Raw genomic sequence first — 24,982 nt, forward strand, 5'->3', positions numbered from 1 at the left:
GCCATGGGTGGTAGGACGCCCGCGCGCTGGCTGCGGCGAGTGAGTTGAATTCGGCCCGCTGTGCGGTCAGCAGGGACGATTCGAACTCACTCGGTGGTGGAGCGTGCGTGAGCCATGGGTGGTAGGACGCCCGCGCGCTGGCTGCGGCGAGTGAGTTGAATTCGGCCCGCTGTGCGGTCAGCAGGGACGATTCGAACTCACTCGATGGCGGACTGAGCGTGAGCCATGGGTGGTAGGACGCCCGTGAACTATGGGAGGACGCCCGTGGACCATGGGTGGGAGGACAGAGGCCGTGGGGGTGGGCGCAGGTCCGGCCGGTGGAGGTGGGGGCAGGATTCGAACCTGCATGCACGACGTTGCAAGCCGTGACCTAGCCATTCGGTCACCCCACCGCGAATGCTCTTCCATCATGGCAGATGCCCTGACGACGGGAGCCCCCACCCCGCGTGAACAGGCAGACAGGGGCTATGGCAGTCCTCTCAGAGGCTGCCGACCTCGATGAGGAGTACGCCGCCTGCGATGAGGACGATGCCCAGGCCCATGAGCCAGGTGAGGGGTTCGCGGAAGAGAAGTGTGCTCAGCACTGCGGTGAGGGCCACGCCCACGGCGGCCCAGATGCCGTACGCGACCCCCAGTGGCATGCCGTGGACCAGTGTGAGCGCCAGCAGCATGAAAGCGGCCGTGTAACCGCCCACCACTCCCGCGTACCAGCGCTTCTTCTCCATCGCGAGGCGCAGGCTCAGAGTGCCGGACACCTCGCACACGATCGCGCCGATGAGGAACAGCCACGCTGTCATGAGGAACCCTCCCCGGTCGTGGGGTCTGGACGTACGGCGGCTTCGCCCTCGGCGTCCTGTCGGCACTGTGCGCCTGTCCGCCGCTGCGCTGCCTGCGACCCGACCTCGACGCACAGCACACCGGCCATGACGACGATGATCCCCAGCCCCATGACCGGTGTGAGCGGTTCGTCGAACAGCACGAGTGACAGGAGCGCGGTGAGCGCGACTCCGGACGCCGCCCACACTCCGTAGGCGACGCCCAGTGGCATGCCCGTGCGCAGGACGAGGGCGAGCAGCGTGAAGGCCCCGGTGTAGCCCACGGCGACCACGGCGTAGAGCGCGGGGACCTCGAGGGCACCCTTGAGGGAGAGGGATCCGGAGACCTCGGCGATGATCGCTCCCAGCAGGAGCAGGGCACCCCGCATCCGGGCGCTCAGAGGGGGGAAGGGCATGCGTTCCAGCCTAGCGATGCCTGCCCAGCAACGCCTGCCCACCGGCGCCTGCCCAGCAAAGTCAGCCGAGCGGCGCCCGCTCACCGGTGTCTGGTACCTACGTCCGCGTACAGGACCGGTCCAAGCGCGTGGAGCGGCCCTGTACGCGGACGTAGGTGGCGGGTGTGGGGACCTCGTCGCCGGGCGGTGAGATCCACTGGCGAAGAGGGCTGAAGCTACTTCTGAGTATCGGCAGGGTGACCAGCGGATTCACAGGGAATGATCGGGCTGCGCGGAACTTGCGATGTGACCTGAACCTGAATTAGTGACTTGCGATTGGCGCAAGACGCCCGTACGCTCGAGTGTTGTGGACGATCAGGAGAGCGTGAAAACGCGGCGAGTGGCACCGGTGATCCGGGCACCTGAACTGTCCGCACGCTTCCGCACGGCCGTGCAGGGTTCCGGCATGGCCCAGCGGGACGTCGCCCGTGCGATCGGCATGGACGAGACGAAACTGTCGAAGTCCCTGTCCGGTGCGCGCAGGTTCCAGCCGGACGAGCTCTTCACCTTCGCGACCGTCACGGGTGTGACGGTGAGCTGGCTGCTCACCGGCACGGATTCGGACGGGGAGCTCACCGCGGCGCCGGCGGCGGCCGCTCTGCCCGCCAAGGTGCCGAACGCTCCGGCGGATCGCGGGCTGAGGCGCCGCCGCATCATCGAGGAGGCCTGGAACCTCTTCGCCGAACGCGGCTACGACCACGTGCGCATGGCCGACATCGCGCAGGCCGCGGACGTGTCCGCACCTGCCGTGAACTACCACTTCACCAGCAAGTGGGAGATCTTCGTCGAATCCATGCGCTACAGCGTCAAACTCGCGTACGACCGCCAGCTGGCCGAACTGGGTGAGATCGCTGACCCGGTCGAACGGCTGCGGGCGCTCGTGCAGATGCAGATGCCGCATGCGGAGGTCGAGCGCAAGGAGTGGTCCATCTGGGTCCAGATGTGGGCGGCGGCCGCGACCAGTGAGGCCGCTCAGGCGGAACACGCGAACAGCTACAGCCGCTGGGAGCGGACCGTCCGCGACGTCGTCGCGGAGTGCATCGAGGCGGGAGCGTTCCGTCCGATGCCGCTGGAGTCGACGGTGCTGACCCTCACGGGTCTCATCGACGGACTGGGCATCCGCGTCCTGTCGGGGCTGCTGTCCTCGGCGGACATGCGCGCTACTGTCCTCGACCACATCGACGACCACCTCGTCGCTGAACCGCACGGCCCACCAGGACGCCACGACCCAGCTGAATCGCACGACCCACCAGGACGCCACGGCCCACCAGGACGCCACGACCCAGCAGAACCGCACGACGACGTACCCGAACCCCACGACATCGCAACACCCCGTGCCGGTGGCAGTGCCGCCGGCGACCAGCTTGAAAGGACTTCGCCATGAACCGTCATGTCATCCTCACGTGTGCCCTCACAGGCGCCGGCGACACCGCCGGCAGGAGCGAGCACGTTCCCGTCACTCCGCAGGAGATCGCCGATTCGGGCATCGCTGCGGCGCGGGCCGGGGCGTCGATCATCCACATCCACGTCCGTGACCCGCAGACCAAGCAGGGTTCGCGGGACACGGAGCTCTACGCGGAGGTCGCGCGTCTCATCCGCGCCTCCGACGTCGATCCCGTCATCAACATGACGGCCGGCATGGGCGGCGACCTGGTCGTCGACCCGGAGGAGCCCACGCGGCAGCTCGAGGGCACCGACCTGGTGAGCCAGGCGGAGCGCCTCAAGCACGTGGAGGTCCTGCGCCCAGAGATCTGCACGCTGGACTGCGGCACCCTCAACTTCGGTGAGGGGTCGAACACGTACATCTCCACCCCGGACATGATGCGCGCCGGTGCGGCACGCATCCGTGAGCTGGGTGTGAAGCCGGAGCTGGAGATCTTCGACACCGGCAACCTGTGGTTCGCGAACGTCATGTACGAAGAGGGTCTGCTGGACGATCCGCCGTTCTACCAGCTGTGCCAGGGCATCCCGTATGGCGCCCCGGTGGACACGGGCCTGCTCACCGCGATGGTGAACATGCTGCCGAAGACGGCAGAGTTCACGGCGTTCGCGATCGGCCGCAACCAGCTGCCGTGGGTCGCGCAGGCGGTGCTGGCCGGTGGTCACGTGCGTGTGGGGCTGGAGGACAACCTCTACCTGTCGAGGGGTGTGAAGGCCACGAACGCGCAGCTGACGGAGCGTGCCGCGAGCATCATCGAGAACATGGGTGCGGCTGTCGCCACACCGGACGAGGCGCGTCAGATGCTCGGCCTGCCGGTCGAGGTCGACAAGCGCGCCAGCGCACACGCCACCCACCCCGCACTCGCCCAGGAGGCCTGAGACATGCAGCTTCGCCCTATCGACTCGATCGACACCGTCGCCTGCGTGGGCGCGGGCACGATCGGCGGCGGCTGGGTCGCCTACTTCCTGGCCCGCGGCCTGCGGGTCCGTGTCTGGGACCCCAGCCCCGTCGCCGCTGAGAAGCTGAGCCGCCTCATCGAGACGGCTTGGCCGGCGCTCACCCGCCTGGGCCTGGCCGACGGCGCGGACAAGGATGCGTGGAGCATCCACACGGACCTCGCCGAGGCGCTGGACGGCGCTGGCTTCGTCCAGGAGTCCGCTCCGGAGGACCTCACGATGAAGCAGGAGCTTCTTGCTGGGGTCGCCCGGGCCGCAGCCGAGGACGTGGTCATCTCCTCGTCGACCTCCGGCTACCCGATGACGGACATGGCTGCGCTCGCCGCGGAGGAGGGGCTGGCCGACCGTCTGGTGGTGGGGCACCCCTTCAACCCGCCGTACCTCATCCCTCTCGTCGAGGTCGTCGGTGGTGAGCGCACCGCGCCCGAGGCCGTCGACTGGGCCGCTGACTGGTTCCGGTTCATCGGGAAGTCCGTCATCAAGATGGACCGCGAGGTCCCCGGCTTCATCGCGAACCGCCTGCAGGAGGCGCTGTGGCGCGAGGCGCTGCACATGGTGAACGAGGGGGAGGCGACGGTCGAGCAGATCGACCGTGCCATCACGGACGGGCCGGGTCTGCGCTGGCCGATCCAGGGGCCGATGCTCACGTTCGCGCTGGCCGGAGGCGAAGGCGGCATGGCCCACATGCTCGACCACTTCGGTCCGTCGCTTCTGTCGCCGTGGACGCGACTCGACGCCCCGGAACTCACCCAGCAGCTGCGTGACGCCGTGGTCGCGGGGTGCGACGACGAAGCGGACGGCCGGTCCTTCCAGGACCTCGTCACCGCCCGTGATGCGGCGATCATCGACATCCGCCGGCTGGTGGGCGAGCTGCGCTCGACCCTCCCCGGCGCCGTCGAGCGCGACGGAACCGGCGCGCAGTCGGACGGGAGCGCCGCATGAGCGACTCGACACCGTCGGAGACCACGAAACCCTCGGAGACCACGACGCTCTCCACGTATCAGACTCCGGTCCGCGAGGACTGGATCGACTACAACGGGCACCTGTCCGAGGCCTACTACGTCCTGGTGTTCGGGTTCGCGACGGACACCGCGATGGACGTCCTGGGGCTGGGCGCCGACTACCGCGAGACGACCGGCTGCTCGCTCTACACCGTCGAAGCACACGTCCGCTACCTCCAAGAGGTGGACGGTGACGCGCGCCTGAGCGTGCGCACCCTGCTCGTGGGCGACGCGGAGAAGAAGCTGCACCTCGCCCACGAGATGTACGTGGGCGACGACCTGGTCGCGACAGAGGAGATCCTCGGGATCCACGTCGACCAGGGGGACGGCCGGGCGACGGTCCTGCCGGAGGCGACCCGCGCCTCGGCGGCGGAGCACCGGGTGGAGCCGCCCGCATGGGTCGGGAGGTCCGTCCGGGTCTGACACCGCTGACACGACACGAGTGGGCCGATGGCGGCCCACCGACACTGCATGCGCGCACGCTGCGCGGAGGAAACGAAAGGGAAGACACGATGAGAATCCGATCCAGATCGCCCAGGGTGAGCAGTGCGCTCACCCGAAGGAGGCTCCTGGGAGGTTCTGTCGGAGTGGGCTCCCTGAGCCTTCTTGCCGCATGCGGGGGCAGCCCCGCTGCGCAGGTCGACATGAGCGGAGGACCGCGGGACGGAGGGGTGCTGCGGGTCGGACTGACCGGCGGGTCGTCGGCAGACACCGTCGACGCACACATCCCGGTGAACTCCGGCGACTCCGCCCGCGTCCTCAACATCTACGACACGCTGCTGATCCGTGGTGACGACTACCAGCTCGAGTACCGGTTGGCGGAGACCTTCGAACCGAACGATGATGCGACCGTGTGGACAGCGAAGCTGCGCCAGGGCGTCGTCTTCCACGACGGGAAGCCGCTCACGGCCGACGACGTCGTCCACACATTCGAGCGGATCACCGACCCCGACGACCCGAAATCGGGTGCGGCGGGTCTCGTCATGCTTGATGAAGTGGTCGCGATCGACGACCACACGGTCGAGTTCCGACTCAACGAAGCCAACAGTGTGCTGGACGATTCAGTCGGCCAGTACGCGAACGGTGTGGTGCCGCGCGGCTACGACCCGGAGAAGCCGATCGGCACGGGGCCATTCAAGCTGAAGTCATTCGACCCGGGCCAGTCCGCGGTGCTCGAGGCGAACCACGACTACTGGGACGAAGGCCCGTACCTGGACGAACTGCATCTGCTGAATTTCACGGATACGGACGCTGTCATCAACGCGCTGCTGTCCAGCCAGGTGGACTGCGTCGGTCAGATCCCGTTGGCCCTGGTCGACGTGATCGGTGCGGACGAGCGGATGAACATCCTCAATTCGGAGACCGGCATGTGGTTGCCGTTCACGATGCGCGTCGACAAAGAGCCCTTCGACGACGTCCGCGTACGGCAGGCGATGCGGCTCGCGGTCGATCGCGAGGGAATGATCGAACAGGTGTTCTCCGGCTTCGGCTCCGTGGGCAACGACATGTTCTCCGTCATGGACCCCGACTACCCGGACGACCTGCCGCAGCGCGAGCAGGACATCGAGGAGGCGAAGCGGCTGCTGGCGGAGGCAGGGTATCCCGATGGCCTCACCGTCGAACTCGTCACCGCTCCCATCCAGTCCGGCGCTGTCGAAGCAGCGCAGGTCTTCGCCGAGCAGGCCAGTGCCGCCGGGATCACGGTGGACATCCGGCGAGTGGACACCACGACGTTCTTCGGTGAGAACTATCTCCAGTGGGACTTCGCGCAGAGCTTCTGGTACACCCGCAACTTCGTTCCCCAAGCGGTTTCCTGTGTGACTGAGCAGGCGCACCTCAACGAGACCCAGTACATCGACGAAGAGTTCGACGACCGGATCAACCGGATCCGCCGCGAATTGAACCCCACGGCGCGGGGCGAGCTCATCCGGCAAGCGCAGCACCAGCTCTACGAAGAAGGCGGGTACATCATCTGGGGCTTCGGCAATCAGGTGGACGCGTATCAGAACTACGTGGGCGGGTTCGTGGAGAACTCGACAGGTCTGCCTCTGTCCGGCTACACGTTCCGCCGCAACTGGATGGGAGAGATCGCATCATGATGAAACTCGTCGTCCGCAGGCTCGTCCTGTCGGTCTTCATCCTGCTCGCAGTGTCCATCCTGGTCTTCGCCGCGACGCTGTTGCTTCCCGGCGACCCCGCCCGGGCGATCCTGGGACAGCAGGCGACCCCCGAGCGCGTCGCAGCGCTCAGCTCTCAGCTCAACCTCGACCAGCCCGCAGTCGTCCGCTACTTCCTGTGGCTGGGCGGACTGTTCATGGGTGACTTCGGCACGTCCACCTCGTTCGGCGGTCCCGTGAGCGAGCTGCTGGGAGACCGCATCAGCGCGAGCCTCGTGCTCATGGTGCTCGCCGCAATCGTGTCCATCCCGCTGGGACTGGGCTTCGGCATCTGGTCCGCCCTGCACCGCGGCGGCAAGCGCGACAAGTCGGTCACGTGGGTGAGCCTCACGCTCGCCGCGCTGCCCGAATTCGTCATCGGCATCGCGCTCGTGACGATCTTCGCGACCTCCGTCGTCCAGATCCTGCCTGCTGTGACGATGGCTCCACCGGGCACCCCCGTGTGGACGATCCCGTCGCAGCTGATCCTGCCGACGATCACCCTGGCGCTGGTCGTCGCGCCCTACATCGCCCGCATGATGCGCGCGACGATGATCGACGTGCTGGACTCCGGCTACGTGGAGATGGCCCGGCTCAAGGGCGTCCCCGAACGCCAGGTCATCCTGCGCCACGCGGTGCCGCACGCGATCGGCCCGGTCGCGCAGGTCATCGCGATCCAGCTGGCATGGCTGGCCGGCGGTGTCGTGGTCGTGGAGTTCCTCTTCCGCTACCCGGGCATCGGCCAGGCACTCATCGACGCCGTGACCTTCCGCGACGTGCAGGTCGTGCAGGCCGTGTCGATGATCGTCGCAGTCGTCTACGTGGTCGTGAACCTGCTGGCGGACATCGTCGGCATCATGGCCAACCCGAAGCTGAGGAGCGCAGCATGAGCGAGAACACTCTGTCAGGCGGGCTGGGCGGCGCCGGGGCGACCGCGCCCGGACAGCCGGGTGCCCCCGGTTCGGCCGTCGGGCCGGACGGTGAGAAGGGCGCCGGCACCGACATCAAGCAGTCCGCGTCGAAGCCGCGTTCCCTCATGCGGCGCGTGTGGGGGCAGTCGGAGGGTCGCGTGGGCATCATCCTCACCGCGATCATCGTCCTGCTCGCGTTCCTGGGGCCCCTGCTGGCACCGCTGGTGACCGGCTACAGCCCCACGGAGTTCGCGGACCGTCCCTTCCAGCCCACCGGCCCGTTCGGCACGGATGACCTGGGCCGCTCCGTCGCCTCCCGGTTCATGGCCGGCGGCACGCTGCTGGTCCTCTACTCCGTCGCCGCGACCGTCATCGGCATGGTCGCGGGTGCGGTGTTCGGCATCGTCGCCGCCTATACGGGCGGTACGGTCGACGCGGTCATCATGCGGGTGAACGACGTCCTGCTGGCCATCCCGCAGCTGGTGTTCGCGATGCTCGCGATCGTGGTGCTGGGGCCGCAGGGCTGGGTGCTCATCCTGGTCATCGGGCTCACGCACGCACCCCGCATCGCGCGGGTGGCCAGGGCTGCGACCCTGAGCGTCATCAACGAGGACTACATCCGTGCGGCGGAGATGTACGCGATGCCCAGATCCCGGATCATCTTCCGCGAGATCATCCCGAACATCACGGGGCCGCTGAGCGTCGAGGCGGGGCTGAGGCTCACGTACTCGATCGGCTCGATCGCATCCCTGTCCTTCCTGGGGCTGGGCATGCAGCCGCCGGCCGCTGACTGGGGCCTCATGATCAACGAGAACCGGATCGCGCTGAGCGTCCAGCCGTGGGGCGTCATCCTGCCCGTCGCGGCGATCGCCGTGCTGACGATCGGGACCAACCTGTTGGCGGACGCGATCGCACGCGCGAACGCCTCGACGAATGTGGGGAACGCATGACCACCGCACCTGCACCGGCTGAGACGGAGCTGTCCACCGTCCTGCGGATCGACGACCTGCGCGTGAGCGCCGTGGGTGGGGCGGAGATCCTGCACGGGATCTCGCTCGAGCTGTATCGCGGCCGCATCCTGGGGCTCGTGGGCGAATCCGGTTCCGGCAAGACGACCGCCGGCCTGGCGTGCCTGGGCCACTATCGTGACGGGCTCGTCCACACCGGGGGCGATATCGAGATCTTCCCCCGCGATGCGGACCCGTTCACGCTGTCCAGCCTCACCCCGGACGGCAGGCGCCTGCTGCGCGGTCACCGCATCGCCTACATCCCGCAGGCCCCCGCGCTGTCGCTCAACCCGGCGATCCGGGTGGGTGAGCAGATCCGTGAGGTGCTGGACGTCCACGGGTTCGGGGAATCCCCGCAGGAGCGCGCCGCCCGTGTGGCGGAGGCGCTCGAGGACGTGGGGCTGCCGTCGTCCGCGGAGTACCAGCGCCGCTGGCCGCACCAGCTGTCGGGTGGTCAGCAGCAGCGGATCGGCATCGCGATGGCGTTCGCGATGTTCCCCGACGTGCTGGTGCTCGATGAGCCGACGACGGGCCTGGACGTGTCCACGCAGGCCCACGTGCTCGACACGATCCGCGACATGACCCGCAAGCACGATGTTGCGAGCCTCTACATCACGCACGACCTGGCGGTCGTCGCGGAGCTCGCGGACCGTGTGGCCGTCATGCTGCGCGGTGACGTCGTGGAGGAGGGCCCCGCCGCCGAGGTGCTGGCCCGCCCCCAGCACGAGTACACCTCCCGTCTGCTGGCCGCCGTCCCGGACCTGCCCGGGCGCAAGGACCTCTCCCTGGCGACGGGCAGCATCTCGCAGGTGCAGGAAGCGCTCGCGGAGGTGTCCGCGGACAAGACCGGGGAGACCGGTGCGGCCGCAGATGCGTCTGTCGTGGCATCCGCGGCGACGGAGAGCAGCACCGGACTGGGCGCGTCGGATTCGACGGCGGGCGCGGCCGGGCAGGACGGCTTCCTGCTCGACGTGAAGGACCTGGGCATGCGGTACGGGTCGAACACTGTGCTGAACGGCATCGACATGACGCTGCAGCCGGGGGAGTCCCTCATGCTCCTGGGCGAATCCGGGTCCGGCAAGACGACCCTGTCGCGGTGCATCGCCGGACTGATCGACGGATACACGGGGTCCGTGCGACTGCGCGGGGAGGAACTGGCACCGTCTACCCGGAAGCGGAGCCTTGCCCACCGGCAGGAGGTCCAGTACGTCTTCCAGTCGCCGTTCTCGTCGCTCAACCCGCGGCGCACGATCGGCGAATCGCTCACGGTGCCGCTGGAGATGAGCCGCCGCCTGCCGCGCAGCGAGCACCGCGCGACGGTCGAGGACGCGCTCGACGCGGTCCGGCTGGGCCGGTCGTTCTACGATCGCCGACCGGGTGACCTGTCCGGTGGTGAGCGGCAGCGTGCCGCGATCGCCCGTGCACTGGTCAACGCGCCCAGCGTGCTGGTCTGCGACGAGATCACGAGTGCGCTCGACGTGTCCGTGCAGGCGTCCATCGTGGGCCTGCTGGGCACTCTGCGGGTGGAGAGGGGACTGTCGATCCTCTTCGTCACCCACAACATCACGCTGGCCCGGCACGTGTCCGACCACATCGCCGTGCTCAACAAGGGTGTGATCGTGGACCGGGGGACCGTCGACGAGGTCCTGGAGAACCCCACGCACGCCTACACGAAGGCGCTGCTGGAGGACATCCCGCAGCTCTGAGTCGGTACGTCCGACCCCTGCTGCCGCCGATGGCCCGACCTGCGTGGTCGGGCCATCGGCGGCAGTGACACCATTCGCGCGCAACACTGTTCGGAAGGAGACACCGATGACGGCACGTTCGCCGGTCGAGGATCTGCCCACATATCTCAAGGAGAAGCTCACCCCGCAGATGTGGGCGGTGCTGCACCACCAGCTGGTGGAGGAGGTGCACCGGCGGCAGCGGCTGGACCTGCCGGACGACCCGTGGGAGGCCGCGCGGCTCGACTACCGCGAGGAGCGCGCCTTCTGGAACGAGGGCGGCCCGGTCATGGCATCGACGGAGGACACCACCGTGCAGGCGGCGGGGGTGGACGTCCCGGTGCGGATCCACCGGCCGGTGACGGCGGCCTCGGGCGCGGTGGGGTCCGCGGATGCGGGCCTGCCCGTCATCCTGTTCTTCCACGGCGGCGGCTTCACGCTGGGTGACTTGGACACGCACGACCGGATCCAGCGGATGCTCGCCCACCACAGCGGTGCCGCCGTCGTCGCGGTCGACTACTCGCTGTCGCCCGAGGTGAAGTATCCGCAGGCGCTGCGCGAATGCGTGGGCGTCGCCGCACATGTCGCGCAGAACGGTGCGGAGTGGGGACTGGACGGCAGCAGGCTGGCCTTCGCGGGGGACTCCGCGGGGTCGGGACTGTCGATCGCCGGGGCGCTCATGCTGCGGGACGAAGCGCCGGACGTGTTCGCGCGGCTGCGGTCCCTCATCCTCATCTACGGCGGGTTCGGCCTGCGGGACTCCGCGGCCCGGCGGCTGTGGGGCGGCGACTGGGACGGCATGAAGATGGACGACCTGTCCGGGTTCATGGACGCGCTCTACGAAGATCCCGCGGATGCCCGCAGCGTGTACGTCAACCCGCTCGACGCGGACGTGCGCGGTCTGCCACCCGTGTTCCTGCGGTCAGCGGAACTGGATCCGCTGGCTGATGATTCGACGGCGTTCGCGGAGGTGCTGCGACGTGCGGGGCAGGAGCACGACCACCGGGAGGTGCCGGGGGTCCTGCATTCGTACGTCCACTTCGGGCGGATGCTCGACGCGGCGAACCAGACGCTCGCGGAAGGCGCTCTGTTCGCAGCGGCGAGGTTCGCGCAGGCGTAGAGAGCGTGCTGGGGGACGTTCAGTTGTCGAGCAGCACCCCGGTTTGTAGGACGGGGCGTGCTTCACATCAGGGACACACGGTGTAGGTGAGGACGATCCGCCCCGGAGTCCGCCGATCAGCTGCACCCTGACCGCTGAGCGTATCGGCAGTGTTATTGCTGACCCTAGAAGCTGAGATGTAGTTACTGCCGCGGCCGCCATCACCACCGGCGGACACCAATGTGTTCGGGGCGGCGTCCCACCGGGCTCGCGACACTCCGCCGGAGCCCCCTCCAGCGTATCCGCCACCGCCGCCAGCCGATACCACGTGATTGCGCAGAACAGTGCCGTTTGTTCTCGTGTACGAGTTCCACTCGTAGACGCCGTCCCCGCCGCTGCCGCCAGGTCTTGCAGCTCCATTCTGACCGAGGCTCTCGCGGGCCCACGGTGATCCACCGGAGGCTGTTGCTCCGCTGAGATCTCCCCCTGAGCCGGGAGTATCGGCTGATGCGACGCCTCCGTTGCTCACCCACACCTTCCGGCCAAGGTTGCCCTGTTCAAGAGTGTTGAAGGCCGTTCCGGTAGCTGTGTAACCGAAAGCGGGTTGGTTTGCCGGTTTGCTGTGAGTCGACTGTCCTTGCCCTCCTCCGCCCGGGGCAACGATCAGCGGTGTCGTGCCCGAAAGGATGACGGATCCTCCACCACCAGACCCAGCGGCGACCATAGTGTTCGCCCCTGGTCCGTTCACAGGGGAGTAGCTGGTGTCGCCGCCCGGTCCGTACCCGCCGCCGCCAGCGGCACCAGTGAAACCGACGTGCTCTCCCGCCTTGTAGCCGCCCTGACCCACTGTAAGCCTGAGCATTTCGCCTGGCGTGACGGCAAGTTCACCGCGCACCCGACCGGGCTGAGCCGTGGTGTATATCGAACTGGTACCGCCGGTTCCACCGACTACTTCGAATGTGATGGACGTGACTCCTACGGGGACCGTGAAGTCGGTTGTGCGCGCGGCGGTGGCGTTCGGACCGCTTCCTATTGGCGCCTGGGCTGTGAAAGTCGCTTCTTCGCATTGGCTGGCGGCAAGGGCGGGGACTGCGGTTGCGACTGTCGCAACAGGTGCTGCCCATGCAGCAGTCTTCATCAGCTGGCGTCGCGAACTGCGACTCTTCGCGCCTAAGGCATCTGCGCCGGTGTGACCGATACTGCTGATGCCGCGTAGCGCCATGACACTCCAAGTGTTTCGAGACTAAAATAGAATAAGCTGTCATTTTAGCGCGATTCGCTAGTGAACACAATTCGCCTTGGCTTCAGCGGGGGTCCGGGGTGGCGGCCTCCCGCGAGAGTGAGGTCACGTCTTCGCGGTCTGCGACGCGGCCGTCATCCCTCAGCTCAACTTGTCGACGATGAAGCGGTAGCTCTTCGCCTTCGAGGACTTCACGGTGTAGAAGGCTTTGCCCTTCTTGACGTTGACCGTCTTGACTGTCTTCCGTTTCGAGCCCGGCTTGACCTGGAGCATCGCATTCTTTGTGCTGCCCGAGGGTGAGAAGAAAACAGCAGTTGGAGTCACGAGAAGTGTGAGAAGCGTGGAGTTACTCCACGGTCACATAGTACGGCACAGCACGCGACGCAGCGGGGTTCTCTGAGCGGTCGCATCGAACACTGCGACTAAGCTGATCCGTCAGACACATGCACGGACTCCGTTTCGTGAGCGGTGCCGCATGATCGCCGGACATCGCGTCGACGGCCGTGTGTGAGCCGGGTGATGGAGAGAGCGGGAGCGGAGCGCACGATGAGGCACGTTTCGGATGAATCCGGCACGACAAATGTCAGGAAGATCCGCCGTCGGGTGCAGCTTGCGCTGTGGATGCTGCTGGGTGCTGCCGTTCTGCTGACTGCATACAGCGCGATCTTCCGTGCTCTCATGGCACGGGAGGGGCAGTCGCACGGCTGGATCGATGCCCTCTACTGGACGTTGACGACGATGTCGACGCTTGGTTATGGGGATGTCACCTTCACGTCCGACCTCGGGCGGCTGTTCTCCATGTTCGTCACCGCCAGTGGTGTCCTGCTCATCCTCATCCTCCTGCCCTTCCTGTTCGTGAGGTTCGTCGTGTCTCCGTGGATGGAGCAGCGGGAGAAGGCGAGAACACCGCGCAGAGTCCCGGACTCCATGCGCGGACACGTCATCCTGGTGGGATTCGGCACGGTGACCCAGACTCTGATCGCGCGAGCGAAGAGAGCTCGAACCCCTGCGGTCGTGCTCGTCGAGGATTCAGCGGAAGCCGCGAGGCTCCTCGACGAGGGCTACCACGTGATGGTCGGACCCCTTGACTCGCCGGTGACATACCGGAAGGCCGCAGTAGAGCGCGCGGCGATGGTCGTATCGACGCACGCTGACACGACGAACACCAACGTCGCCTTCACCGTTCGTCAGGCCAACAAGTCCGTGAAGATCGCGGTGACGGCTGCCAAGGACGCCTCTGTCGACGTGCTGGAGCTGGCCGGCGCGGACTACGTGCTCGAACTCAGCTCCACCCTGGGGCGCGAACTGGCCAACCGGGCGCTCGGCACGCGCGGTCGCGCTCACGTCGTGGGTTCCATCGGGCGCACCCTCATCGCTGAAGCGGCGGTGCGCACCGCGTCGTTGGTGGGACTGACGCTGGGGCAGGCGAAGGATCATATCGAGGGTGGCGTCCGCATCATTGCGGTCATGCAGCGCGGGCGGCTGCGCGCGACGAAGCCGGAGACCAGGATCGACGAGCGGGCCGTGCTGATCCTCGCGGGAACCCAGGAAGACCTGTCGTCCTTCGACCACCAGTTCCAGAGCCTGTTGGGGAGTGAGGACCCGGTTCTGATCCTCGGCGGGGGCCGGGTGGGGAGGGCTGTCGCGGAAGCACTCGACGAATCCGGGGTGCGGTCGACGATCGTCGAGAAGGTCGCCGGGCGCACACCGTCTCACCTGACGGTGGTCGAAGGTGATGCCGCTGATATCGACGTCCTGCAGACTGCGGGACTGGACAGCGCCTCCGCGGTCGTCGTCACGTCGCGGGACGACGACTTCAATGTCTACCTCACGCTGTACTGCCGACGGTTGAAGCCGGATCTGCAGATCGTTTCCCGCGCCACGTCGGAACGCAACGTGGCCACTCTGTACCGTGCGGGGGCGGACAGCGTGCTGTCGTACGCCACGATCGGGGCGACTTCGCTGTGGAACAAGCTGGGACGCGCCCATCGCGTCGTCATCGCGGAAGGGAACGAACTGTTCTCCGTGCCGCGTCCGCGGTCCCTCACCCGTATCGTCCTCCGGGACGAGAAGGTGCATGACGCGACGGGGTGTCACATCATCGGCGGGCTCGACTCGGAGGGCGACCTGGTGGTCGACCCCGAACATCTGGAGAGTCGGGAGATCAGCAGCCTGGTGCTGCTGGGAGACCGCCATGCCGAAAGGTCGTTCCGCGACAAGTACGTGAAGGGCTCCTGACCGCCGACCCGGGGGGAGCGCTCTCCGGTTTCCGGGCGGATTGTCGACTCTGCCGCGCAGAGGTAGAGGGAGCAGCTCACTCGCCGAGGAGGCGGATCTGCTGAGCCCCGCCTCTGTCACGGACGACGATGCCGCGCGCACTCAATTCGTCGCGCAGCGTCGCAGCCTCACCGGTTCGCCTGTCCGTGAGCGCGCGCTGTCGGGCGCGCAGCAGCGCATGGTCGTCCGCCCCACAGTGCGCATCGCGGTCGACCCAGGGGATGAACGCGGCTTCGCGCGGATCCGCCCTGCCGTACCAGTCGTATCCGTGGGATTCGAAGGCGGCTCGCAGACCGGATTCAAGGCTGGCCTCCGTCGTGGTGCGGGACAGCTCGCGTGCGGTGTGATCAACGAGTACCAGCTGGTCCCCGTCGATGAATGCTTCAGCCACCTCTTCCGCAGCGAATCGGGTCGCGGTCTTCTCGTGCGCAATTCCGCAGCGAATCGGGTCGCGGTCTTCTCGTGCGCAATGAGGACGCTGTCCCCGTCGATCGTCACGGTTCCCACTTCGCCCTCCCAGATGGCGAAGACGAACCAGCCTGCCACTGCGCCAGCGACGGTCAGCACTGGTGCTGACACGACGAGGGGGAACTCCGCGATGATCCGCAGGGCGACGGGGGCGGAGTCCAGCCGCCCCAGCAGCCATGCGGTGAGCGGGCCCGCGATGAGTGCGAGAGCGAGGCCTGCAACTGCTCCCACACCGATGAAAGCGGGGGTGAAGCGGCGGTCGAGTGTGATTGTGGTCGAGGAGGTACTCATCGGTGGGCTCCAGAGGTGACGACGTGAGGTGGCGGTCAGGGGGTCCCTTGTGTTCGAGGTGGAGGGGCCAGCGCATCTCAAGTATATAACCGAGCGGTCAGTCTGTGAATCGGATACGCTGGTGGAAGAAGCCGCAGATCGCCGCTTTCACGTACTGCCGAAGGAGGACTGGTGGCTCGGACTGTCGATCCGGTGAAGCGGGCTGCCATGCGCAAGCGGATCATCGACGCAGCTGCGGTACTCTTCGCGGAACACGGGTTCGAGCGGACGACCACGGCGATGATCTGCGAAGCGGCGGGCACGAGTCCGGGTGGGCTCTATCATCACTTCACCGGCAAGAAGCAGCTCTTCATAGCGGTCCTCACGGATGATCGTGACGAGACCGGTGAGAAGCTGGAGAGCCTGCGCGATAGTGATCGGCCGCTTGAGGCATTGATCCTGTTCGTCGAACATCTTGCGCACCCTGCGACGGAGCACCCTCTTGTGTCGCAGCTAGTCCTCGAAGCGATGTTGCAGGCACACCGTGATGAGGACGTGCGGACCACACTCGAAGAAGTGGACGACGAAGAGCGGGCAGGTATCGAAGAACTGCTCACTCGTGCGATCGAGGGCGGGGAGATAGGCACTGACCTCGATGCGAAGGCCGGCGCTCAGTGGATCATGAACCTCATCGGCGCGGTGTACCTGGGAACGATGGACGGCGGCGTCTCAGCAGAACCGATGAAGCAGCTGCGGAGGACCCTGCGCGGGTACCTCCAGTACCAGCAGTGAGTTCGGGGCACTCCTGGATATGTGCACGTGCAGCACTGCGCGATGAGCCCTGAACGATCAGCTCCGCATCACGGGGCGCTCGCGGGCTTATCGGGCGAGTACTCGGCGGAGCGTCGAACGAGCGGCGCGTGAGACCGTCCGCTCCACCTTTCCGAGCTGTGCGGAAAGGGTCCGCAGGCGCGCTGTCTGCCGCTCCAGGTCCGTGACTCTCTGCTCGAGTGCTGAAGGTGCCTCGCTCTTCTCCGGCAAGAGCCGTGCCTTGTGCGCTTCGAGTTCTTCGACACGCGCACGAAGGATGTGACGGTCTCGATCGGCCAGGACCGCCCGACGGTCGTACTGCGCGGAGACACGGCCCACGTCTTCGACGGTGTCCAGCTGCGCGTGGGCGACCTCGACGTCATCGATGTGCCTGTTCGCGATCACGGGCGCGGCCATGTGAGCGGGAGCCGTGGAGTCTTCCGTGTCTGTGTGCGTAGGCGCCTCCATCATGGAAGCGATCACGAAGTCCCACCACGCACGGTGTTCGACGTGGCGCACGCTCGCCGTGCGGGTGAGGGCAGAGCGGGTTTCTGTGTCATCGGCAGCACCGACGACCGTGTTCACAATCCGAGCCGGTGCGTGGAACGGCAGGACGAACTCCTGCATCCCGACGTTCGCTGCTGCGCCACGCATCCGCACGGACGAGTACAGGTTGGGGGCGAGGGAGACGGAGGGAACGCCTGCGGCGGCTGCGAAGATGCCGGCGTGGTAGCGGGTGCCGAACACTGCGCTGGCCGCAGACGTGAGTGCGACGACCTGACGTGCCGTGAGCATCGGCAGCGGGGTGACACCGGGACGGCTCACGGCCTCTGCGATGACGCGATCGGTGTGCTGGTCGCGGGTCTCCGGGGCCGGGGGCAGTGCACCGCCGTGCGGGGCGAGGAGCACAGGCATGCCTGTGCGGTCGGCGATTTCCCGTGTGGCGTCGATGAGAGTCGTGCGGTAGCGGTGATCGGTCAGAGTGGGGGAGGACCCGCGTTCGGCGAAGCTTGCGAGGATGAACGGCTCGCGGGCGTACGCTTCGACGGCACGGTGATCGTCCGGGCCCGCTGCGAGTGAATACGCATCGTCCATCTGCGGTGCGGTCCGCGCGCGGCCGGCGGTGAGGTCTGCGACGAGGGCGAGGGTGTGGGCTTCGCGGCAGCCCACGAGCTGCGCGTGCGTGAAGAGTTCGTCGAGCAGGTCGCGATCATCGTCGTAGACCAGGGGGCCCACCGTCTGGCTCGTGAGCGCATACGGTTTCCCGAACAGGCGGGCGAGCGCCGCGAGCGTCGACCGTTCGTAGAGGTGGTGAGCGAACATCGAGTTGAGGTTGCCGCCGCCCGCGATGAGCACCGCGTCTGCGTCCCGAACCGCGGTGATGATGGCGTGGGCAGGATCATGGGCAGGCAGTGCGTCTGTAGCGCCGGAAGCCGTAGCGAGCACCTGGTCGCGGCGCCTCCGATTGGCGGGTCGTCCCGGCGTGAAGCCGATGCGCGGCAGGGTGTCGACCCCGTAGAGCTCTGCGGCGTGAGAGGGATTCCCTGCGATGAGCGTGACGTGCGAGGCACCCCGTGCGTGCAGTGCTTCAAGGGCGAATTCTGTCATCGCCTCGTCGCCCAAGTGGTAGAAGTTCGTCCACCCGATGTCGCCGATCAACACTATTCGCATGGGAGCCCTCGATGCTTCGTCGGAAGAGCCCAGACCGTTTCGGTGGGCTCCGGCGAGCCTAGGGGCCCATTGCGACGGAGAGGGGTCTGGCACGGCACTTGCCCCCAGAGTTCACTGCCTCGTCACCCAGCGGTCAACAGGATGACGAGGCAGTGAGTGCTTCCGTGACGGGCACGGGGTGCAGCGAGTCTCAGCTGGGGCGCGTCGCGGGGGAGACGGTCTTCGCCGGGTCGCGCTCCGCCAGGTGGCCGATTGCCGCGTCGATCTGTGCGAGGACGTCGGCTTCGAGCTTCACGCCCGCGGCCTTGGCGTTCGACTCGATCTGTTCGGGGCGGGATGCACCGACCAGCGCGGAGGCGACGTTGTCGTTCGACAGCACCCAGGCGATCGCGAGCTGCGCCATCGTGAGGTCGAGGCCTGCGGCGATGGGCTCCAGCTGAGCAACCGCGTCGAGGTAGTCGTCCGTCAGGTAGCGCTCAACCGCGCGGGCACCGCCCGACTGGTCCGTGGCGCGGGAACCGGCAGGCAGGTCCTGTCCCTTCTTGTACTTGCCGGTGAGCACGCCCTGCGCGATGGGCGACCAGACGATCTGGGACAGGCCCAGTTCCTGTGACGTGGGGATCACTTCTTCTTCGATGACCCGCCACAGCATGTTGTACTGCGGCTGGTTCGAGATGAGCTGGATGCCCAGTTCCTTCGACAGCGTGTGGGCGGCACGGATCTCTTCTGCCCGCCATTCGGAGACGCCGATGTAGAGGGCCTTGCCCTGACGGACGATGTCCGCGAAGGCCTGCATCGTCTCTTCGAGTGGCGTTTCGTAGTCGTAGCGGTGTGCCTGATACAGATCGACGTAGTCGGTGCCCAGGCGGCGCAGGGAGCCGTTGATCGATTCCATGATGTGTTTGCGCGACAGGCCGCTGTCGTTGGGTCCCTTGGGGCCTGTGGGGTTGTAGACCTTCGTGAAGATCTCCAGCGACTCACGGCGCTGCCCCTTGAGAGCGTCGCCCAGGACCTGCTCCGCCTTCGTGTTCGCGTAGACGTCTGCGGTGTCGAACGTCGTGATGCCGGCTTCCAGTGCGGCGTGCACGCACTGCGTCGCGATGTCGTTCTCCACTTGCGAACCGTGGGTGAGCCAGTTTCCGTAAGTGACCTCGGAGACCTTGAAGCCGGAATGGCCCAGGTAGCGGTATTCCATGATCGCCGCCTTTCTGCCGCGCATACGCGACCGGAGTGTTCGGTGGGACTGGTCTCAGCCTAATGGGAGGGTGGTCCGCACCTGGGTGGTCGAGGACATGTAGTCGGCGATCACGACGACGTCGCCCACGCCGAAGACGGGGCCGTCCGACGGCGTTTCCCACAGCTGTTCGCCGGTGCGGACATCGAGGCCCACGGTCCGACGGTCAAGGCCGATCACCGCTTCGTCCACGCCGGGGACCACGTGCGCGCCGACGGCGGGGCCTTCGCCAGAATCCCAGGACCACCGGGAGTCCTCAGTCCCGAGCCCGACGGCGGTGAGTCCGGTATCGGACGGGAGGACGAGAGCTCCGTACTCCGTGTCCCACGTGGCCGGAGGAATGTATGCGTCGTTCTCGACCGTGTCGCGGTCGTGGACGACTCCGTAGTACTCGTCGGTTTCGAAGACGCTTGCCGGCACGTGAGATTCGAGCTGACCGCCGGTCGTTGTGCCCGTCGACGCCTCGAACTCGTCCGCGATGAACTTCGGTGTGTATCCGGGGTTCGGGGAGGAGGTGAGGATCAGGCAGTACGGTGTCCCGTCGCTGCTGCGAAGGGTGCGGTACTCGCAGGGGACCTCGTATCCGAGTTCGTCAGTGGAGACGTCGCCCGTCTCCATGTGATCGGGCGACCAATCGTCCACCGTCGCTTGGACGGACTCTCCGCCCTGGTACGTGATGAGGAAGCGCTCGCCACCCATGTCAGAGACGACGGGGGAGGACTCCAATCGAGAGAAGTCCTGGGGGTAGTCGAGCATCGCCCACCGGGCTTCGCCGGATGTGAGGTCGTGTCGGATGACGTTCACGCTGCCCTGCAGTTCGTACGGCGTGTCGATGAACTGGCCGGTGATGTCCGGCATCGCGATCCCCGGGATCGCGTTGCCCGCGACCTTCACCGGCTCTCCGACGATGTCACCGGTCGCCGTGTCGATGACGGCCATCGCGAGTTTCCCTGGATGGGTGGCGCTGGGCCCGTCGTGGCAGGACAGATCTGCCATGTCCGGGTGCGACATGATGAGCAGGTCCTGTTCTCCCGTCTCATACGACTGTGTGCGGGATGGTGACAGTCGCCAACCGTCTGCTGGGGCGCAGGGGTCGATCGTGCCGGGGGAAGCGCGCCAGACCTCGTGGCCGTCGTCCATGTCGTAGGCGACCAAGGATCCGTCGCCTGACTCGCGTTGGGTGTAGACGTGGCGGTCGTCGTGCAGAACGAGCCCGTGCTCCCAGCCGGGGGAGTCCCATGAGTCGCCCCAGTCGTCTTCGTCGATCGCCTCACCGTCGGGGTCCTCCGACGTGCTCTCTGGTGATTCTCCTAGGCGCCACGATTCTTCGCCGGTGGTGCGGTCGAGCGCGATGACCGTCGGAGCATCGAGGCCGGACAGGATGACTCTGTCCTCCGTCGATCCGACGGGCGCGACGAGTTCGTCCACGTCCGCCCACTCGCCCCACGCGGCAGTGGGGCCTGGAGTTTCCGATGGCGTCACATCACTGACAGCATCGTCGGGCGCCGAACAGGCGGAGGCCAAGAGGGCGAAGGCAGCGCACAGTGCGGCGGCGTGAAGCCGGGACCGGCGCGACGTGAGGGTCATACCTCCTTATATCAACCGGGACGGACGCGACCGCATGAATCGGCGGGTTTGATCGCAGACCAGGTCGCGTGCTGTGCGATCGAGTGTTTCGGAGCGGTCACATAGTAATACGCGAGGCGTCTACTGGCCGAGATGCGGACGATTCGGTGAGGATCCCATCCATGGTGGGTGTCTCCACCGCTACTGTGTCCCCATGACCCGCAGTATCGATCCCGCACCCACGCCTGAAGCAAGTTCCTTCGATCCCGCTGTCGGTGTGCCGAGGGGACGAAATGGAGCGACGGCACAGGAGGTTCCGCGGAAATCTTCGTCACGGCGTGCGCGTGTGGGTGTGCGCCTGCCCGGGCCCGTCAAGCGTGCAGTCCACGTGACACGGCGGGCCGCGGACATCGTGGCTGATCGCGCGGTCGCGGCTTCCGCACATCGTGACCTGGGTCCCCACCCTGAAGACTCCTTTGCTGTGGTTGTCCACTTCGCGGGGGACAGTGCCTCCGCATACCAGCTCGAGCAGTGGCGGTGGCCTCTGGAGCAACTGGCTCAGTACCTGGATGTCGGGATCCTCTGTCGGAGCGCGCGGACCGCTCGGGTACTGGCCGCGCAGACCACTCTGCCGGTCCGCTTCGGCAGAAGGATGGCGGACCTCGACGCTGTGTTGGGTGGCAACGAAGTCCGTTGCGTTCTCTACGTGAACCAGTCGCCGCTCAACTTCCATGCCCTCCGATACCCGCGTCCCGCTCACATCCATATGTCGCACGGCGAGAGCGAGAAGTCGTCGATGGTGACGAATCAGCTGAAGGCCTATGACTATGTGTTCACGGCAGGCACGGCCGCGCGGGAACGGATCGCATCGCAACTCATCGGGTTCGCGGACGACCGCATGATCGACGTGGGCAGGCCTCAGCTCGACGGCCCCTCTGCCGTGCCACAGAAATGGACGGAGCACCTCGCTGCGACATCAGACGAGAGCAAGGACTCGCGCCGTGTGGTCTTCTGGGCACCCACATGGGAGGGCGATTCCCCCTCGATGGCGTACGGGACCTTGCCGGTGAGCGGCCCGCGGCTCGCGCGGACGCTGATCTCTGCAGACGCGCAGATCATCTATCGTCCTCATCCACGGACAGGTTTCCTCGATCCGCAGTTCCGTGCAGCGGATGATGAACTGCGTGCCCTTGTCGAAGGAGCAGGCGGTTTCGTCGACACGACCACAGACATCGGTTGGCAGTTCACGGCGGCAGATGCCTGTATCGCTGAGATGTCGGCCATCGCCTTCGATTGGCTCTCCACGGGCAAACCCCTGGCACTCATCCGTCCTGCTGATGGGCGGGCGGACATCGTCCCGGGTGGTCTGTTCAGCCGAGTCCCGTCATTCCTGCCGACGGTCGCGCCCGAGGCCGTCATCACCGTGCTCGGCACACTCAACTCCGTCCTGGGCGACGTCGTGAAGAACGATTCAGACAACTCAGGCGATGCCGGAGCGCGTGAACAGCTTCTGCTAGCGGAGGCGTCGCACTACTACCTCGGAGACACGGAACCCGGCGCGCAGATACACCGGTTCACGCAGGCCATCCGCCACGTCGTCGATCAGAGGGAGCGCATCCTGTCACAGGATGGATGATGGGCGACACACAGATGGCCAGGCGCTGAATGTAGAGGGTTACGATGTTCCGGAGACGAGTGCCTTGACCTGTTGATCGACTGAGGAGCGTGCAAGTGTTGCGGACGTCATCCTCTGCTGTGCGTGCGGCGCTGGCAGGACGGTTGTCTCCTCAACAGAAGCGTTGGCTCTCCCGGCTTCGGCACGGAGAACTGCGTGCGCGAAGTGCTACGACGAAGAGGGCTGCACCCCCCGCACGGTCGTCAGCACCGCGAGACACGGGCGAGGGCCCTTATGACGCGCGTGGTGAACAAGGCATCAGCCTCCGCAAGGTCCGGTCGTCGCTGGCGGAAGCAGGTGTCGAATTCGTCGAACTGCCACGGCTGAGCCTCTTCCGCCCCATTCTTGTCGCGCGAAGCGACGATGCAGGTCGGGTGCTGGGTGCACTCGGTGGGCTATCCCGTGAAGACGTGTGGGATGTCCGGCCACTCGATGCGCGTGGGGCACGAATGAGACAGCAGGCCGCGAAGAAGCATCCGGAGAACGTAGCCACGGTGCTCTGCCTTCGTACGGTGAAGGCTCCCAACGGTCGCTACCTCAGTACACCCGCAGAGGCTGTGGCCGTCGAATTGTGGGAAGAGCTGCCCAGCGGGTCTTCGAACGCCGACGGTGCCTCGTATCCTGCGGGCACGCTCCGTCGACGCCACAGCACGAGAAACACCCTCGTGGAGTACCTCTCCCCGGAAGTCTGGCGGCGGGCGATCGACAGCTGTGACTCGCGTATCGAGCTTCCGGCGCCGCACATTCGCAGGGTGACCGAGCCGATCGACCTCGTCTACACCTGGGTGGACGGGACTGACCCCGCATGGCGTGCACGCATGCTCGCGGAGCGCGACGATGTTGATCCAGCTGCGGTGGAAGAGTCGGCAACCGCCGAATCGCGCTTTACGTCCCGGGACGAACTCAGGTTCTCACTTCGCTCAGTCGAGTACTACGCGTCGTGGTTCAACCACATCTACCTGGTCACAGATGGACAGGTACCTGACTGGCTCGACCTCAACCATCCGAAGCTCACGGTGGTCGACCACAAGGAGATCTTCGCAGACACCGCAGCGCTGCCAGTCTTCAACTCGCATGCGATCGAATCCCAGCTTCACCACATAGCCGGGCTCACTGATCGCTACGTGTACCTCAACGATGACGTCTTCTTCATGCGTCCCACTGATCCCGAGCTCTTCTTCGAGGGGAACGGCTTGGCCAAGTTCTTCCCCTCGATCGTGCCGCTGGACATCCGGGCAGTCACTGACGGTGATCTTCCGGTAATGACAGCAGCGAAGCGGGGTCGCGAATACCTGGAGGAGAGGAATCAGCGTTCGGTCACTCACCGGTTCAAGCACACGCCGCACCCGCAGGTGAAAAGTGTGCTGGAGGCGATGGAGGCCGATGCTCCGGGCGTGTTCGCGTCGGTTGCGGCTTCGAGTTTCCGCCATGTGGACGACCTCTCCATTGCCTCGTCGCTCCACCATCTCGAGGCGTACGTCCGCGGAAAAGCGGTCGAAGGTCAGCTTTCCTACCAGTTCATTGATCTGGCAAGCAACGATCTGGGCCTACGGCTCGACAGAGCGCGCCGACGTCAAGATCTTGACGTTCTGTGTCTCAATGAGACCAGCGTGCCTTCAGATGCTGAGAGCCGCATTGCCGAAGAAGTGAAGGATTTTCTTGCTGATCGGTTCCCCGTTGCATCAAGCTTCGAGCGGTTGACCGACAGTTCTTTCAGGCGTGGGATATGACGACTAGTCACAGAAGCAAAAGGAGACTGATATGCGCCGAGTGATCACCTACGGCACATTCGACTTGCTGCACTACGGGCACATCCGCCTCCTGCAGCGGTGCAAGGCACAGGGCGACTACCTGATCGTTGCGCTCTCGACTGATGAGTTCAACGCCGGTAAGGGCAAGAAGTGCTACTTCTCGTATGAAGATCGAAAGAACATGCTCGAGGCGATCCGCTTCGTGGACCTCGTCATCCCTGAGGAGACATGGGAGCAGAAGGTTTCGGACATGGAAAAGTACCACATCGACACTTTCGTCATGGGTGATGACTGGACAGGAGAGTTCGACTTCCTGAAGGACAAGGTCGACGTCATCTATCTGCCGCGCACCCCAGAGATCTCCACGACGCGGATCAAGAGCGACCTCGGAACCGTCTGATCGGCCGTGCCCGTCTGACCGCGCACAGCGCCCTGGGCCGGATCCTTGGTGGTGC

The 24,982-nt window shown here is 66.2% G+C and carries 21 protein-coding genes, 1 tRNA gene and 1 pseudogene; 14 read left to right on the forward strand and 9 right to left on the reverse strand.

Annotated features, from left to right (window positions below):
• Positions 1-318 precede the first annotated feature (318 nt).
• The 3 genes from JFC09_RS11700 to JFC09_RS11710 all read right to left on the reverse strand — a co-directional run bounded on the left by JFC09_RS11700 (position 319) and on the right by JFC09_RS11710 (position 1,231).
• Positions 319-392 (reverse strand) — tRNA-Cys (locus JFC09_RS11700).
• A gap of 87 nt (positions 393-479) precedes the next feature.
• Complete coding sequence (locus JFC09_RS11705) at positions 480-797, reverse strand: DMT family transporter (RefSeq protein WP_198394211.1); 318 nt, start codon at positions 795-797, stop codon at positions 480-482.
• On the reverse strand, positions 794-1,231 hold the full coding sequence (locus JFC09_RS11710) for a DMT family transporter (protein ID WP_332839750.1): 438 nt from the start codon (positions 1,229-1,231) through the stop codon (positions 794-796). Before JFC09_RS11710 ends, JFC09_RS11705 begins: the two co-directional genes overlap by 4 nt.
• 364 nt (positions 1,232-1,595) lie before the next feature.
• On the opposite strand from JFC09_RS11710, the gene JFC09_RS16485 reads away from it, so the two are divergent.
• The 9 genes from JFC09_RS16485 (at position 1,596) to JFC09_RS11755 (ending at position 11,586) form a co-directional block, all read left to right on the forward strand.
• Positions 1,596-2,654, forward strand: a complete 1,059-nt coding sequence (locus JFC09_RS16485; RefSeq protein WP_198394212.1) for a TetR family transcriptional regulator C-terminal domain-containing protein — start codon at positions 1,596-1,598, stop codon at positions 2,652-2,654.
• Positions 2,651-3,589 carry a BKACE family enzyme gene (locus JFC09_RS11720; protein WP_198394213.1) on the forward strand — a complete coding sequence of 313 codons (939 nt, stop codon included), beginning with the start codon at positions 2,651-2,653 and terminating at the stop codon, positions 3,587-3,589. Before JFC09_RS16485 ends, JFC09_RS11720 begins: the two co-directional genes overlap by 4 nt.
• Before the next feature lie 3 nt (positions 3,590-3,592).
• Complete coding sequence (locus tag JFC09_RS11725) at positions 3,593-4,609, forward strand: 3-hydroxyacyl-CoA dehydrogenase NAD-binding domain-containing protein (protein WP_198394214.1); 1,017 nt, start codon at positions 3,593-3,595, stop codon at positions 4,607-4,609.
• Entirely contained in the window at positions 4,606-5,091 is a 486-nt protein-coding gene (locus JFC09_RS11730) for a thioesterase family protein (protein ID WP_198394215.1), read from the forward strand. Before JFC09_RS11725 ends, JFC09_RS11730 begins: the two co-directional genes overlap by 4 nt.
• Positions 5,092-5,312: 221 nt before the next feature.
• Positions 5,313-6,767, forward strand: coding sequence for an ABC transporter substrate-binding protein (locus JFC09_RS11735; RefSeq protein WP_232483494.1), 1,455 nt, complete (start codon positions 5,313-5,315; stop codon positions 6,765-6,767).
• Positions 6,764-7,714: an ABC transporter permease gene (locus JFC09_RS11740; protein WP_198394217.1), complete on the forward strand. Its 951-nt coding sequence runs from the start codon at positions 6,764-6,766 to the stop codon at positions 7,712-7,714. The genes JFC09_RS11735 and JFC09_RS11740 overlap by 4 nt, the downstream gene beginning before the upstream one ends.
• A 146-nt stretch (positions 7,715-7,860) precedes the next feature.
• Entirely contained in the window at positions 7,861-8,685 is an 825-nt protein-coding gene (locus JFC09_RS11745; RefSeq protein ID WP_198394329.1) for an ABC transporter permease, read from the forward strand.
• A complete protein-coding gene (locus JFC09_RS11750) occupies positions 8,682-10,448 on the forward strand; it encodes an ABC transporter ATP-binding protein (protein ID WP_198394218.1) in 1,767 nt (588 codons plus the stop codon). The genes JFC09_RS11745 and JFC09_RS11750 overlap by 4 nt, the downstream gene beginning before the upstream one ends.
• A 106-nt stretch (positions 10,449-10,554) precedes the next feature.
• A complete protein-coding gene (locus JFC09_RS11755) occupies positions 10,555-11,586 on the forward strand; it encodes an alpha/beta hydrolase fold domain-containing protein (RefSeq protein ID WP_198394219.1) in 1,032 nt (343 codons plus the stop codon).
• A 1,360-nt stretch (positions 11,587-12,946) separates the two neighbouring features.
• On the opposite strand, the gene JFC09_RS11760 is transcribed toward JFC09_RS11755, so the two are convergent.
• A complete protein-coding gene (locus tag JFC09_RS11760) occupies positions 12,947-13,129 on the reverse strand; it encodes a hypothetical protein (RefSeq protein ID WP_198394220.1) in 183 nt (60 codons plus the stop codon).
• A 222-nt stretch (positions 13,130-13,351) separates the two neighbouring features.
• On the opposite strand from JFC09_RS11760, the gene JFC09_RS11765 reads away from it, so the two are divergent.
• A complete protein-coding gene (locus JFC09_RS11765; protein WP_198394221.1) occupies positions 13,352-15,043 on the forward strand; it encodes a potassium channel family protein in 1,692 nt (563 codons plus the stop codon).
• 76 nt (positions 15,044-15,119) lie between these two features.
• On the opposite strand, the gene JFC09_RS11770 is transcribed toward JFC09_RS11765, so the two are convergent.
• Both JFC09_RS11770 and JFC09_RS17130 read right to left on the reverse strand, forming a co-directional pair.
• Positions 15,120-15,473 carry a CysS/YqeB C-terminal domain-containing protein gene (locus tag JFC09_RS11770; protein ID WP_198394222.1) on the reverse strand — a complete coding sequence of 118 codons (354 nt, stop codon included), beginning with the start codon at positions 15,471-15,473 and terminating at the stop codon, positions 15,120-15,122.
• 56 nt (positions 15,474-15,529) lie between these two features.
• Positions 15,530-15,841 (reverse strand): annotated as a pseudogene (locus JFC09_RS17130) (YqeB family protein); the annotation flags it as partial.
• A 171-nt stretch (positions 15,842-16,012) separates the two neighbouring features.
• Here JFC09_RS17130 and JFC09_RS11775 point away from each other — a divergent pair.
• Entirely contained in the window at positions 16,013-16,612 is a 600-nt protein-coding gene (locus tag JFC09_RS11775) for a TetR/AcrR family transcriptional regulator (RefSeq protein ID WP_198394223.1), read from the forward strand.
• 87 nt (positions 16,613-16,699) lie between these two features.
• Here JFC09_RS11775 and JFC09_RS11780 read toward each other — a convergent pair whose 3' ends face one another.
• The 3 genes from JFC09_RS11780 to JFC09_RS11790 all read right to left on the reverse strand — a co-directional run bounded on the left by JFC09_RS11780 (position 16,700) and on the right by JFC09_RS11790 (position 21,017).
• A complete protein-coding gene (locus tag JFC09_RS11780; protein WP_198394224.1) occupies positions 16,700-18,301 on the reverse strand; it encodes a polysaccharide pyruvyl transferase family protein in 1,602 nt (533 codons plus the stop codon).
• Between the two features lie 190 nt (positions 18,302-18,491).
• Entirely contained in the window at positions 18,492-19,496 is a 1,005-nt protein-coding gene (locus JFC09_RS11785; RefSeq protein ID WP_198394330.1) for an aldo/keto reductase family protein, read from the reverse strand.
• A 54-nt stretch (positions 19,497-19,550) separates the two neighbouring features.
• Positions 19,551-21,017, reverse strand: a complete 1,467-nt coding sequence (locus JFC09_RS11790; RefSeq protein WP_198394225.1) for an outer membrane protein assembly factor BamB family protein — start codon at positions 21,015-21,017, stop codon at positions 19,551-19,553.
• Positions 21,018-21,582: 565 nt separating this feature from the next.
• On the opposite strand from JFC09_RS11790, the gene JFC09_RS11795 reads away from it, so the two are divergent.
• The 3 genes from JFC09_RS11795 to tagD all read left to right on the forward strand — a co-directional run bounded on the left by JFC09_RS11795 (position 21,583) and on the right by tagD (position 24,927).
• The gene (locus JFC09_RS11795) at positions 21,583-22,737 is read left to right on the forward strand and encodes a CDP-glycerol glycerophosphotransferase family protein (RefSeq protein WP_198394226.1); all 1,155 of its coding nucleotides are present in this window, start codon (positions 21,583-21,585) and stop codon (positions 22,735-22,737) included.
• A 488-nt stretch (positions 22,738-23,225) separates the two neighbouring features.
• Complete coding sequence (locus tag JFC09_RS11800) at positions 23,226-24,506, forward strand: stealth family protein (RefSeq protein WP_198394227.1); 1,281 nt, start codon at positions 23,226-23,228, stop codon at positions 24,504-24,506.
• Positions 24,507-24,537: 31 nt separating this feature from the next.
• Positions 24,538-24,927, forward strand: a complete 390-nt coding sequence (gene tagD, locus JFC09_RS11805) for a glycerol-3-phosphate cytidylyltransferase (protein WP_198394228.1) — start codon at positions 24,538-24,540, stop codon at positions 24,925-24,927.
• The last annotated feature ends 55 nt before the right edge of the window (positions 24,928-24,982 follow it).

Origin of the sequence: Brevibacterium yomogidense, from assembly GCF_016107685.1 — a bacterium.
In the GTDB taxonomy this organism is placed as follows: domain Bacteria; phylum Actinomycetota; class Actinomycetes; order Actinomycetales; family Brevibacteriaceae; genus Brevibacterium; species Brevibacterium yomogidense.

What these genes read in the sequence shown, in the direction of transcription:
- JFC09_RS11765 (WP_198394221.1), top strand. Translation starts at nt 13,352, where the DNA reads ATGAGGCACGTTTCGGATGAATCCGGCACGACAAATGTCAGGAAGATC.
- JFC09_RS11735 (WP_232483494.1), top strand. Translation starts at nt 5,313, where the DNA reads ATGAGCGGAGGACCGCGGGACGGAGGGGTGCTGCGGGTCGGACTGACC.
- JFC09_RS11720 (WP_198394213.1), top strand. Translation starts at nt 2,651, where the DNA reads ATGAACCGTCATGTCATCCTCACGTGTGCCCTCACAGGCGCCGGCGAC.
- JFC09_RS11785 (WP_198394330.1), bottom strand. Translation starts at nt 19,496, where the DNA reads ATGGAATACCGCTACCTGGGCCATTCCGGCTTCAAGGTCTCCGAGGTC.
- JFC09_RS11725 (WP_198394214.1), top strand. Translation starts at nt 3,593, where the DNA reads ATGCAGCTTCGCCCTATCGACTCGATCGACACCGTCGCCTGCGTGGGC.
- JFC09_RS11750 (WP_198394218.1), top strand. Translation starts at nt 8,682, where the DNA reads ATGACCACCGCACCTGCACCGGCTGAGACGGAGCTGTCCACCGTCCTG.
- JFC09_RS11740 (WP_198394217.1), top strand. Translation starts at nt 6,764, where the DNA reads ATGATGAAACTCGTCGTCCGCAGGCTCGTCCTGTCGGTCTTCATCCTG.
- tagD (WP_198394228.1), top strand. Translation starts at nt 24,538, where the DNA reads ATGCGCCGAGTGATCACCTACGGCACATTCGACTTGCTGCACTACGGG.
- JFC09_RS11710 (WP_332839750.1), bottom strand. Translation starts at nt 1,231, where the DNA reads ATGCCCTTCCCCCCTCTGAGCGCCCGGATGCGGGGTGCCCTGCTCCTG.
- JFC09_RS11780 (WP_198394224.1), bottom strand. Translation starts at nt 18,301, where the DNA reads ATGCGAATAGTGTTGATCGGCGACATCGGGTGGACGAACTTCTACCAC.
- JFC09_RS11745 (WP_198394329.1), top strand. Translation starts at nt 7,861, where the DNA reads ATGCGGCGCGTGTGGGGGCAGTCGGAGGGTCGCGTGGGCATCATCCTC.
- JFC09_RS11730 (WP_198394215.1), top strand. Translation starts at nt 4,606, where the DNA reads ATGAGCGACTCGACACCGTCGGAGACCACGAAACCCTCGGAGACCACG.
- JFC09_RS11800 (WP_198394227.1), top strand. Translation starts at nt 23,226, where the DNA reads ATGAGACAGCAGGCCGCGAAGAAGCATCCGGAGAACGTAGCCACGGTG.
- JFC09_RS11755 (WP_198394219.1), top strand. Translation starts at nt 10,555, where the DNA reads ATGACGGCACGTTCGCCGGTCGAGGATCTGCCCACATATCTCAAGGAG.
- JFC09_RS11705 (WP_198394211.1), bottom strand. Translation starts at nt 797, where the DNA reads ATGACAGCGTGGCTGTTCCTCATCGGCGCGATCGTGTGCGAGGTGTCC.